The 11,922-nt window shown below is 47.3% G+C and carries 12 protein-coding genes and 1 riboswitch; of the genes, 4 read left to right on the top strand and 8 right to left on the bottom strand.

Annotated features, from left to right (window positions below):
* Positions 1–167 precede the first annotated feature (167 nt).
* Positions 168–325: riboswitch (cyclic di-AMP (ydaO/yuaA leader) on the top strand.
* 7 nt (positions 326–332) lie between these two features.
* Positions 333–929, top strand: coding sequence for a CAP domain-containing protein (locus tag ODZ53_RS27930; protein ID WP_372681560.1), 597 nt, complete (start codon positions 333–335; stop codon positions 927–929).
* A gap of 67 nt (positions 930–996) precedes the next feature.
* Here ODZ53_RS27930 and ODZ53_RS27925 read toward each other — a convergent pair whose 3' ends face one another.
* The 6 genes from ODZ53_RS27925 to ODZ53_RS27900 form a co-directional block, all read right to left on the bottom strand.
* On the bottom strand, positions 997–1,614 hold the full coding sequence (locus ODZ53_RS27925; RefSeq protein ID WP_372681558.1) for a hypothetical protein: 618 nt from the start codon (positions 1,612–1,614) through the stop codon (positions 997–999).
* Between the two features lie 124 nt (positions 1,615–1,738).
* Positions 1,739–2,830 carry a sensor histidine kinase gene (locus tag ODZ53_RS27920; protein WP_372681556.1) on the bottom strand — a complete coding sequence of 364 codons (1,092 nt, stop codon included), beginning with the start codon at positions 2,828–2,830 and terminating at the stop codon, positions 1,739–1,741.
* A gap of 42 nt (positions 2,831–2,872) precedes the next feature.
* Positions 2,873–4,597: a serine racemase VanT catalytic subunit gene (gene vanT, locus ODZ53_RS27915; protein WP_372681554.1), complete on the bottom strand. Its 1,725-nt coding sequence runs from the start codon at positions 4,595–4,597 to the stop codon at positions 2,873–2,875.
* Positions 4,584–5,381 (bottom strand): M15 family metallopeptidase, encoded by a 798-nt coding sequence (locus ODZ53_RS27910; protein WP_372681552.1) that lies wholly within the window; start codon positions 5,379–5,381, stop codon positions 4,584–4,586. Before ODZ53_RS27910 ends, vanT begins: the two co-directional genes overlap by 14 nt.
* A 3-nt stretch (positions 5,382–5,384) precedes the next feature.
* Positions 5,385–6,437 carry a D-alanine--D-serine ligase VanG gene (vanG, locus tag ODZ53_RS27905; protein WP_372681550.1) on the bottom strand — a complete coding sequence of 351 codons (1,053 nt, stop codon included), beginning with the start codon at positions 6,435–6,437 and terminating at the stop codon, positions 5,385–5,387.
* A 22-nt stretch (positions 6,438–6,459) separates the two neighbouring features.
* Complete coding sequence (locus tag ODZ53_RS27900; RefSeq protein ID WP_372681548.1) at positions 6,460–7,320, bottom strand: M15 family metallopeptidase; 861 nt, start codon at positions 7,318–7,320, stop codon at positions 6,460–6,462.
* A 144-nt stretch (positions 7,321–7,464) separates the two neighbouring features.
* Here ODZ53_RS27900 and ODZ53_RS27895 point away from each other — a divergent pair, with 144 nt between their 5' ends.
* Together ODZ53_RS27895 and ODZ53_RS27890 are read left to right on the top strand one after the other, a co-directional pair.
* A complete protein-coding gene (locus tag ODZ53_RS27895) occupies positions 7,465–8,412 on the top strand; it encodes a helix-turn-helix transcriptional regulator (protein WP_372681546.1) in 948 nt (315 codons plus the stop codon).
* Between the two features lie 64 nt (positions 8,413–8,476).
* The gene (locus ODZ53_RS27890; protein WP_372681544.1) at positions 8,477–8,998 is read left to right on the top strand and encodes a DinB family protein; all 522 of its coding nucleotides are present in this window, start codon (positions 8,477–8,479) and stop codon (positions 8,996–8,998) included.
* Here ODZ53_RS27890 and ODZ53_RS27885 read toward each other — a convergent pair.
* Entirely contained in the window at positions 8,995–9,771 is a 777-nt protein-coding gene (locus tag ODZ53_RS27885; protein WP_087342105.1) for a DUF169 domain-containing protein, read from the bottom strand. The two genes, ODZ53_RS27890 and ODZ53_RS27885, sit on opposite strands and share 4 nt — an antisense overlap.
* Before the next feature lie 206 nt (positions 9,772–9,977).
* Between ODZ53_RS27885 and ODZ53_RS27880 the strand changes: the two genes are divergently transcribed.
* Entirely contained in the window at positions 9,978–10,538 is a 561-nt protein-coding gene (locus ODZ53_RS27880; RefSeq protein WP_372681542.1) for a putative periplasmic lipoprotein, read from the top strand.
* Positions 10,539–10,600: 62 nt separating this feature from the next.
* On the opposite strand, the gene ODZ53_RS27875 is transcribed toward ODZ53_RS27880, so the two are convergent.
* Positions 10,601–11,920, bottom strand: a complete 1,320-nt coding sequence (locus ODZ53_RS27875) for a VWA domain-containing protein (protein WP_372681540.1) — start codon at positions 11,918–11,920, stop codon at positions 10,601–10,603.
* Positions 11,921–11,922 lie beyond the last annotated feature (2 nt).

Below are 11,922 nucleotides of genomic sequence, written 5' to 3'. Positions count from 1 at the left end.
AAAAAATGGGTTAGGGAATGAGTTCCCTAGCCCATTTTCTATTGTTCAGAGAAAATAAAGTGTTAGACTGGCCTATTTTACAGGCGACACTGTAAGATATTCTCATTAATCCTACCAAATTTTACGGGTATCTTTCACCGGTGAATCTCTGTTATTCTAGGTCATGCCAAACAAAACAGCCGAAACTTCCTCTCGAATGGAAGTGCGGGGGATCTTTTTTACTTGCAGATGAGAGATCTGCATGGGGTGAATCGCCAAAGTGCGTAGGGTTGTTTCCTCAATCCGAATCCGTCAACTAACCTCGTAGGCCAAAAAAAGGAGACGATGTGAATATGAAACGCCTTGGTACTATTGCAATCGCGACATTGGGATTGGGATTTGTTCTTTCCGGCTTTTCTAACACAGCTTCTGCCGCTACCACATGTCCGCAATACGGGTATCAACCATATATGCAACCTGTCCAACCGCAAATGCAAGCACCTTACGCAGCACCAGCAGCACCAGCGAATCAACAGCAGCCAGCTCAACAGCCAGTAAAACAAGCTAACCAACAAGTGGATGCTTCCTCTGTTGGGAAGCAAGTAACTGATTTGGTAAACCAAGAGCGTGCAAAAGCAGGTCTGAAGCCAGTGGAACTGGATGCTTCCCTGAACAAAGTTGCACAAGCAAAAGCGGCTGATATGTCCAACAACAACTACTTTGACCATACAAGCCCTACGTATGGCTCTCCATTTGACATGATGAAACAATTCGGTGTATCTTCTATGACCGCGGGTGAGAACATCGCCATGGGTCAACGCACCGCTGAGGAAGTCATGAACCAATGGATGAACAGTGAAGGACACCGTCAAAACATCATGAATCCTTCCTTCACCAAAATCGGTGTAGGCTTTGTGAATGGATACTGGGTACAAGAATTCATCGGATAATGAAATTAGATATAAATGCCGAGTCCTCTAGCGGGGACCCGGCTTTCTTATTTTTCCCCAGATATTGTCATGTCTTTTCTTCATCCACCGATTCCGCACCTTCTCGAATTTTTTCTACAACTTCTTCAGATTTGAGTTGCCTGTGCGAAGGGAGATCTAAAAATGTAGAAGAACGTTGATCGAGCCACAAGCTTTCCTCCCCTTCCCTATCAGTTGCGACGAAGATAAACCCACCTGAATAACTAAAGTACGTAATGTTTACATCTTCCCCGAGTGTATTTTTCATGTTCTCGTAAAGGTCAAACAATTCAGGACCAGTTTTTTCACCACCAGCCATGATTGGCTCTGTATCTGTTGCTATAACGATACCCTTTACTTCATTCTCCTCCATAATGAACGAAAGTTTTTCATCCGTTGAAGACAGCAGACCTTGCATATTTGTATCGTTGTAGTTACGTATTTTATCCGCTTCTGGTAAAACAGCTCCCTGAATCGAAAAGTTTGATAGGGTTGCATTCCTACTCGATTTGCTTACGGGTTGGTTCTCTTGGTTACGTGCCTGTTCCATCTTTTTATATGCCTGTAGTGCTTCCTTATCCCCTTGGTTAATGGCCCCAGCCCAAGTAGCCGATGATATTCCAGCAACAACTACCGCACCTATCAATGTCCATGTGTATTTATTCATAACTCCCCCAACGTTAATTCATTTCGATATAGGAATATTATACCAAATTTTCAAATCTCAATGAATTATGCAATAAAAAAATGGAGACATTAAAGCGTCTCCATTTTTTATTTTTGCCATCATTTCATCCATACGGTAGCCTGACCTCAAAACACGTACGAATCAAATCACTTTGGACAGAAATCGTTCCCCGATGCTTCTCGACGATATTTTTGGCAATAAACAGGCCGAGTCCTGTGCCTCCCCCTTGATGCGTTCGCGCTTTGTCGCCTGTAAAAAACATTTCAAAAATATGCGGCAGCGCCTCCTCAGGTATCTGGTCGCCGTAATTCATGATTTGCACAACCACTTCATCGCCCTCGCGATAAGCGTTCAAATCGACAAATTGACCATCGCCCCCGTAGCGTATCGCGTTGGTCAGAATGTTCTCAAATACGCGCGCCAAAAGCTCCCCATCTCCCACGATCACTAATTGGGCAGCAACCGTACACCGCGCGACGAGCTCATTTTTCTCAAAGGAAGGATACATCTCCTCATTTAACTGGACAAGCAATTCGCTCAAATCAATGACCTTTTGCTCGATGGTAACCATGCCGTAATTCATTCTCGTAATTTCGAATAGCTCATCAATCAGCTTTTCCAATCGATGCGACTTGGTAAAAGCAATTGTCACATAATGCCGCATCTGTTCTTGTGTCATCTGCTCATCTTGCAAAATGAGATCGAGATAACCCAGAACAGATGTCAGTGGTGTACGCAAATCATGCGCCAGATTCAAAACAAGCTGATCCTTGCTGCTTTCGGCGAAATCCCCTCTTTCTACCGCCTTTTGTAGCATTTCGCTTGCTAGATTGATATCCTTGGCGATTTCTGCAAATTCATCATTGGATGGAATATGGACATGCCGCGTAAAGTCTCCACTCGCGAGATAATGAATGCCCGTAGAAATCTCCCGAAAGTAGCCAGCATACCGTTTGGTCAGGAGATAGAAAAACAAGATCGCAATGGGAGCAAAGACAATTAAAAAGAAATTGATATCCCCCATGTCCCTGATGAAATAGCGCACCTGGGTGAGTGGATCTTCGTACTTAACCCCCACCCGATAGTAAAACTGGAGCACTTTATAGAGCATATAGGTTACGATACCAGCCAGAAGCATGCCAAACCCAAGAAGCCCAAGCATTTTGAAACGAAAACTATGTCTCCCCTTCGCCATGGAAAAAATGAACCACTCCCTATACTCGTTTTCGTCCAACGATCAATCATGATAGACTCTTTTAACCCGTTCTCCCAAACGGCTTACCAGCTCGTTCGTAATGGTTTTACACGATTGGGCCATTTCCTCGGCAGTGATCTCCTCCTCTTGATCTCTGCCAATAAAGGTCACAACCTCCCCTCTTTGCACCTCTTCCATATCTGAAATATCTACAATGAGCTGATCCATGCAGATAAAGCCAATAATCGGTCGCCTTTTTCCTCTAATCAAGCAGGTAGCCCCCACTTGTGACAGCATGCGCGGAACCCCGTCTGCATATCCGATGGATACGATGGCAATCTTACTGTCCTTCTGCGCTATGTGGGCGCGTCCATAGCCCACGGGTGCTCCCTTTTCCACCTGTTTCACCTGCACAACTCTTGCTTTTAGTGATAACACAGGTCGTAGGTCGATGCTTGTTTTTACCTTGTCTCCCTGCTTGCTCAACATCCCGTAGAGAGCGATCCCCATTCGAGCATAATCGTATTGCAGCTCCCCGTAATTCAGTACGCCGTAACTGCTTTGAACGTGCAGCTTCTGTGGATCGATCCCCTTTTCTTTCAGCTGATCGATCACGTTTTGGAAATGGGCAATTTGATTTTTCGTGTATGCGATATCCGAAGCTTCCAAACTGTCAGCCACACTCAGATGCGTAAAGGTACCGCCTACCTGCAAATGCTTATATCGATACATGGACGCAATTTTTTCCGTGTGTTCCCAAGGTTCCCCGAGTCTCCCCATCCCCGTGTCGATCTTGATATGTACAGGGATTTTCACGTTGTATCCATTCAGTTTTTGGGCATATTCGTCATCTACTACGGTTTGTGTCAGTTTGAAACGGGCGATTTGGCGTATCCGACGCTCATCGGTATAGCCAAGCACCAGAATCTCCCCTTTTACGCCCTTCTTCCGTAGCTCGATTCCTTCATCGATTGTGGCAACGGCGAAGTGATCAATCCCGAGCTTGTTTAAGAACCTCGCAATTTGCCATCCGCCGTGGCCATATGCCTGCGACTTAACGACTGCCATCATCGCACAATCCTTGGGAAGAACCTGCTGGATTTCCCTGACATTATGTTGGAGATGCGGGAGATGGATATCAGCCCATGCTCGCCCAGTTTGATCCGGTTTCCCACCTCGAAAGCGCTCGATCGCCTTCTTCGCCATCACTGAAAGAACAAACGACAGCACTGTGACCAGCGTAAAATGCACCAAGCCAAAGTAGCTGTCTCCCAATAACCCGATGCCATACAGCAGCAAAGTCACCCAAAACGTATTCCATGCCGATAGTCTCGTATATAAAAAAGTACTGATACACACTCCCAGCATAATGCCAGGGAAATACCACAGATGATACAAGGTCCCGTTAAACAAGAGGTCTTTCACTGCTGTAAATACAGTAAATCCATCCGTAAAATAACCCCCATACACATTCACAGGAAGATAGAGAAGGATCGAAAGCAAATATAGCTTTCCTACTTTCCATAAAAACTGCTTCAGCATAGACGCATTTTTGTTGCGATCTGAGCCAAGCTTTTGCATGAAGAAAAATCCTGTGCACATAAAGAAAAACGGAACTGCCACCCTGGCTATTGTTTGTCTCAGTGTGAAATCAGCCCATTCACTTATGGATAGCAGTGGAAAAGTATGGATGGTGATAAGCAGAATCGCTGCAATGATTCCGAATCGATCCAGCCGGCCATACTGCTTTTCACTACCCACGTTCATTACGTGCCTCCTGATGAAATACCGTAATGATAAATCCATCCACGTTGTTGCCCGATATTTCGTAGCGCTCACCAGCCACAACCGGGATGTGCGTAACTGTATCGGTAGCTTTTACATAGTAGATTTCCATGTTCTCCTCATCTACTCGCAAATGCTCCTGATGGAATTCGTAGTTTTTCACATACTCGATATACTCTTCCAGACAAAGCTGAAGCTTTTCCATCAAAATAGCATGCGGATAACCCACATACCGAAAATGCCAAGGCTCATCCGAAATCCCTGTCAGCTGTTCTTTGTCTTTGTCGTAGCGTTTGATAAACCCATATTGACTAGCGCGCTGTCGAAACATTCGGCATACGCCGTGATCGGGAAAAGAAGGGCAAATAAAATCGATTACTTCCTTTTTCTCCCCTACATCTATCGCAAGCCCTGTCTGATGCTCGCTTTCATTCGGACGCGCTACAAATTTACTGGTAAACACCTGTCCATTTTCGAGCAAGGATTGATCATAAATATCCGTTTGTTCCGCCTTACTGCGAAAGCCACTGACAGGCACGATTGCATTTTCTGCGTTGCAGGCTTTCAGCAGCTTGGCAAACATCTTTGCAGCCGTATTTTCCAGCATCATATTGTTGTGCGCTCCATCAATCAGCCGCATGCGGTTCAGCAGAATACCGTCGTCTGTTTGCCAGCGGATTGGGTACTGGCGATTCACCAAGATCAGATGACCGTGATGCAGATTGTCGCTGTTCAACGTAACCGTAAAGACGTGAGGTTGTGTCATCGGTTAGTCCTCCTCCAACGCTAGCATAATCAACGTATCAAGAAGCTCCTTATAGGAAATCCCCGCAGCACGCAGCATGCTTGGATACCTGCTCTTCGAGGTAAAGCCGGGGATCGTATTCACTTCGTTAAACACGATATCCCCGTCTGGTGTGACGAACATATCCACGCGAGCGAAGCCACGACAGCCAAAAACCTGATAAAGATGGGTCGCTGTTTGCTTGATTTTATGAGCGAGCTCTTCGTCAATTCTTGCTGGGACATGGATATGGGCAGTCTCCAATGAATACTTTTCAGTATAATCGAAGAAGCCTTGGAGCAATTCGATCTCATCCACTTCCCCCACAATGACCTCACGATTTCCCAGTACCGCGCAGCCCACCTCAAATCCTGTGATGTTTTCCTCGATGACTACCTTGTCATCATGCTGGAGGGCGTTTTCTATCCCGAAAAACAATTCTGATAGGCTGTATGCTTTCGTAATCCCAATGGAGGACCCTGCCTTTGCCGGTTTGACAAACAAAGGAAATCCCAGTGGTTCGGTGGCAGCTTCAACAGTTGCCAGATCCGTATTTGGATAAACGGTAACGGATCTTGGCGTTTTGATACCGGAGCTTTCCGCCAGCGTGTGGGCGATATCCTTATCCATACAAATCGCAGAGGATAGCGTGTGACAACCGACAAAAGGAATTCCGGCGAGCTCCAATAGCCCTTGCACCGTTCCATCCTCTCCGTTTTTGCCATGCAAAATCGGGAATACCACATCAACCTTCGTGACCGTCATGGCACCGTTCTCCTGTGTAACAATTCCCCGCACCTGTCTGCAAGGAGAGAGAAAGGCAGGCACACACTTCTCACTTTGATGCCAACTGTCATTCCGAATGCTTTCGATGTTGCCGGTATATCGCAGCCATTGCCCTTCCCTCGTAATTCCTAGCAAAATCACCTCGTACTTTTCCAGACACAAGCTCTCCAGCACCGCACTCGTAGATTTTAGCGATACTTCATACTCTGAGGAGCATCCCCCAAACAAAATCGCGACAGTCAATTTCTTCATTAAGATTCACTCCTTCTTTTCTTTAGTTCACGTAGCTTGTTACAATCACGCCGCCTATGTTGTCACCCGAAATCTCATAGTTGCTCGAAATCGGTACTTTGATCGTCATCTCTTCATCGACAGAGTAGTAGTTAATTTCGTAGATCTTCCCATCGTTTGTCACGGAGATACTTCTTTTGTCTTTTAGATAGTCCAAGTATTCTTCCAGCGAAAAGTTATTCTCCTTCATGATCGCGCTATGCGGCAAGCCGACATATCGGAAATGCCAAGGTTCAAATACCGTTCCTGTAATGGCTACCTTGTCTTTCGGGTAGCGCAAAATAAAACCGTATTTCCACGAATGATCTTCCAGCCACTTGCCTTCAGGGGCGTGCTCCATTTTCATTTGCGTCGATCCAATATCTAGCGCGGAACCTACATTGTGTTCGCTATAACCGCTTGGCATCGCGATCGCTGGCCCCATTTCTTCATACAGCTTCTCTTGTTCTTCCTTACCTCGATAACCGCTGTTCAGGATAAAGTGACTCACGTTATCTTGTTGTGCAGCTTTGACCATCTCCAAGAATACTTTGGCTACACGCTCCGACACTTCGAGTCTATGATCGAGCAAAGTATAGCCTTGTAACAGTTCTTCATGCTCAGACAACCGAACCACATCGTTTTTTACCCCTGCCTCATGAACCGGATAGTCTTTATTGACCAAGAGAAGGTCTCCCTGATAAATTTGATCTTTGGTTATTTGTATCGATTGGTACTCCACACCGGTAGCCTCGCCTACTGTTTCCATATGTCCCCCAACATTAGGTGGCCCCTCTGTTATTTTTTGGAAAACAATATATCCAAACAGCGATAAAATGACAAGCCAAAAAACCCTCTTTTTCATTCACAGCTTCCTCCTTCACTTACACATCTAGGATAGGGAAAACTGTTAAAATAAAAAGTAGGGTAAATCTAAAATAATTTTAAAGATGTCCAATCATTTTTATAAAGTTGCTTAGCTGGATAGAGAGGAGGTCAGAGGCCTAGCATGAATAAAACAGACCGTCTGCTGGCAATCGTTCTGGAACTACAGCGAAAAAGTACGTTGCGCGCAGAAGATTTGGCCGCGACTTTCGAGACGAGTGTCCGAACGATTTATCGTGATATGCAGGCATTGAGCGAAGCCGGCGTCCCCATCGTTGGGGCACCGGGTCAGGGCTACTCGTTAATGGAAGGGTATTTTCTTCCACCCGTCAGCTTTTCGGTAGAAGAAGCCGTTGCACTTTTGATCGGAGCAGACTTGGTCGAGCAAGCATTTGACCAAAACTTTGGAAATAGCGCAAGAGCCGTACAACGCAAAGTCGAAGCGATCCTGTCTGCGGATGTAGGCGAACAAACCAGACGTATCCGTTCAACCTTTCGCCTCGTAAGCCCCAGAGCAAATAATCTGCGCGAACAGGAAAAAGCGCATGCGCAGCTCCTCCACGATGCGATCATTAGTGAGCGGAAGGTGCGGTTCCGCTATCGGAGGGGGACGCCTGGGGAGAGTGACGATCGGGAAACAGTTCGTGATGTTGCTCCATATGGTCTCGTGCTGGTTCGTGGTTCTTGGATACTGCTCGGTCATTGTGATCTGCGACAGGATACTCGTCGATTCCGCCTGTCCCGCATGAGCGGCCTGTTCGTTTTGGAAGAGCGCTTTATCCTCCCTGACGATTTCCATTTTGCTGATTACAAGCCTCTCGACGATCGGTATGTGGAGGTACAGATCGTCATCAGCCCAACTATCGCTGATCGGGTAAAAGAATCGGGCAATTTTTTTATCGAAGAAATTACGGAGCATCCGGACGGCTTTCTCGTTAGATTGCGTGTCAGACAAATCGAAGAAATATTGTCTTGGGTACTTGGGTTGGGGGCAGATGCGGTTGTCCTTACGCCTGAATCCTTGCGTAGCCGAATACGCGAAGAAGCCCAAAAATTATTCGAACGCTACTGACATACTGCTGTCAGTAGCGTTCGAATATGATAAGAGCAAGAAACCAAGAGGAGCTGATTCGCCCATGAATACAAAAGAAATCGTAAACAAATTTGAAGACGTGACAAACCACTATCTGCATGAATTAGAGGGCTTCACCATGGAACAACTCTTGCAAAAGCCAAGTGAAGAGGAATGGTCGATCGGCCAAATGTACCTTCACTTGATCCAATCTGCCCGGTATTTTCAATTGGGAAATCTAGAGAAGTGTAGACAAGGAGGTCCTGCTGTCACAGAAGCAGGTGCCCAAAAATCCGAGATCGGGCAGACGATCTTTGCTCAAGGTTCCTTTCTTCCCGTTCGCGTGAAAGTCCCTGCCTCCCCGGAGTACACACCTGCACAACCAGAGAGCAAGGAGCAATTGCGTGATGGACTCATCAGCGTACTCGCACAAATGAAAGAGCTGGAACCGACTCTGGACGAAATTCCTGCGCATCACACGGCGGCTCACCCAGCCTTCGGTTCGCTGACCGCAAAGGAATGGTTTGCCGTGGTAGAAATGCACTATCGCCATCACCTGCTCCAGCTCAACCGACTGAAGGGTTAGTTTTTTTCTCCAAACATCCCCGCAAGCTTTTGATAGGTCGGCGGAAACTCTGCCTGATAGCGCAAGAAGGACGGGATCGGATAGCGGATTCCGCCTTTTTGCGTTCCCACTAATCCCTCTACCAGCTCGGCGGCATCGCGAAAATGAAAGCTGAAGGCCATCTCATGATCCTGTGTCTGGGCAAACAATCTGTCGCCATAACACGGTACGATCACTTGCGGCTGTCCCGTCTGGATCGGCTTGATCGCAATATCCGCACAGTCGGCCCGACTGGAAAAGGTAGAAGGAATCGATCCACCGCGCTTGTACAGCATCCCCGCCACCAATCGCATGACCTGTGCCGCATTGCCGTAAATCACGACGACATCCGGCTCAATCTGTGCCCGCTCCAGCGGAAACGATACGTAGTAGCCGCTTTCTTCTGCTGAAAATTTCGGGACATCCAGCTCGCTTTTCGCCCCATTTTCCAATGAATCTGTATACATCCCACAGGCGAGATGACCCTCTGTATAAAACGCCGGCTGCTCTTCATACCCAAAAGCCACCTGCGCGATCGGACAGGACAGATCGGCTCCATTCATCGCGATACTCCAACCATAACGCCGGGAAAAACCGACAGCTTGGCAAATGGTAATCGGATAACCCAGGTCACGGACAGGGCGCTTTGCCTTTGACGGCAGGGCGGCTTCTTCTTTTCGAATGCTAACTCCCACAGGAAAGGTCTCGGTCCTCACATACATTTGAAGCGCTTGATTCAGCTCGATGGCGTTCATTCCATTTTCCCCCTCGTTTTTCACATCCATTGCACATACTCAGAATTTTTCGTCTTTTCTTCATAAAGTCCTGTCACTCCCTGCATTTTTTCCAAGCTTACAACATCGTAAGGTAATGGAAAGGTTTATCGATAGGGAGTCGAAACGATCCCTGTTAGGATAAAAGAAGACTACACGTATTACTTGGGATGGCTGGAGGGTTCACAATGAAAAAGTTGGCATGGCTGGGCACGGTGCTTCTCGTCTTTCTGTTAATGGGATGCTCCTCCAGCTCACCAGATACAGTGCAAGGGCTCGGAAAAGAAGAAGCGGGGCAGATCGCTGCCGCCGCTGTTAGACAATATTATCAGGTGGATGTTGATACGACTGATCGGGAAATCACGCTGGAGGACCCAGCCAATTCGGTATACAGAGGTGTACCTGTTCACGCCATACTAAAACGCGAACCTGTGAACGGGGATGTTCATGGCTTTCACGCAATCATCGAACCGAGGTCAAAGCAAATCCTTTCCCTATCGATTGACGTTATTGGAATAAACGGAGAAATAGCGACAAAAACGATGACAGAAGCAGATTTGGAAAAGACGGCATCTGATTTCATCCGCTCGAAAAACCTGCTTGCGGCAAACAGCTTCCAATTGGTGAAAGCTTCTGACGCTCATTCCAATGACGCCAAGCGTTACTTTTATTACACAGATGGCCTAAATGACGTGGCAATCGGAGTGGACCCAGGCCTGCAACAGGTCGTTACGTTCACGTATGATTGACGCACCCTAATCCTTTCCCTTTCCATTTACAGTGGGTTCTCCGTTGCGAGAACCCACTGCTGTTAGTTTCCGCTGTATTTATCCTCAATTTCCTCTCTCATCTCCTGATAGGTTTCGGTTGTGAGACTCACCAAGTAATTGGTAAGCTCCCCCTTGGACTGTGTAGCCAACGCTTCTCTTTCTTGCCTTTTCCCAGTAAGGTACTCCCTCGCTTCATTGCCAATCTTGCCGCTCGCAGATAAATACTCGATCGCCATTCCGATGTTCAGGCTCTCCCGCCAGTTTTTCTCGTACCAGTCCCGGTCGTAAGCATCCACCCATTTCTTGCGGTCGATCAAGACAGCGTCAGCTTCTGTCAAAGCATCCCGCTTCCACTGCTCCCATTTCTGGGCAATTTCCTTCGCACGTTCCAGCTCTTGCTTGAACTGCTCACGGTTCGTCACATTTGCATACAGACCTTCTGAAGCGTGGGCAATCTCTTTCAATTGCTTCTGCCCTTCTGCATTCACGTCAAAGCCAATGACGTTCAACAACGGCATAATTTTGGATTGGGACAATTCCTTGGCTACTGCCACTGGATTGCCATCACAAGTCTCGATACCATCACTGACCAGGTAGATGACATTCGTGTTTTTATCCGCTTCGAATCCCGCCAAATCCTCCTGGGCGAGATGCAAGGAGTGCGCAATGGATGTCCAGCCCGTCGGCTCAAACATGTCGAGTGCTTGCTCAAGTCTCTTCGCATCGTAGGCTTGCAATGGATAGACCATCTCACTGCTGCCACAGGAAAGCTGCTTATGTTCATCAGCATTACTCCCCTTATGACCATACACGCGCAGCGAGATTCTCGCCTCTTCAGGTAGTGCTTCCGCGAATTCCTGAATCGCTTCCTTGGCGAGCTGCATTTTCGTTTTGTCCCCAATTTTCCCAGCCATGCTGCCGCTCGCATCCAGGATGATTTCTACGTTGAAATTTTCCCGAAACTGAAAACGGGCGTCCTCGATATCTGGACTCCCATACGAAGCCATTCTCCAGCGGTCCACAACCATCTGGGGACTGAGGTAATCCTCCGCGAACAGGGTGAGCAATTGATTCCAGTACAAATCCAAGTAAGCATCATTCATCCCGTCGACCACGGTAGGCATTTTATCCAAAACCTGTATGATCTGCGCTCGATGCGGATAAGCTGCGTGGAAAAATTGTGTGCCAGCAAGCGGTCCAGGCTGTGAAGCAATCAATTCCTGTGTCGTCTGCGGCCCTTGATTTTGCCCGATCCCTGTACCCGCTCCGATTGCGCCCAGTGAACAACCCGAAAGCAGCAGCATGATCAAAATGCTGTTGATTAAGAGCAACACCTGCATTTTTTGCAGCTTTTTTGTCATGC

This window comes from Brevibacillus sp. BD137 (assembly GCF_041644655.1).
Taxonomy (GTDB): domain Bacteria; phylum Bacillota; class Bacilli; order Brevibacillales; family Brevibacillaceae; genus Brevibacillus; species Brevibacillus brevis_D.
This window is presented reverse-complemented; position numbering and strand designations above follow the sequence as displayed.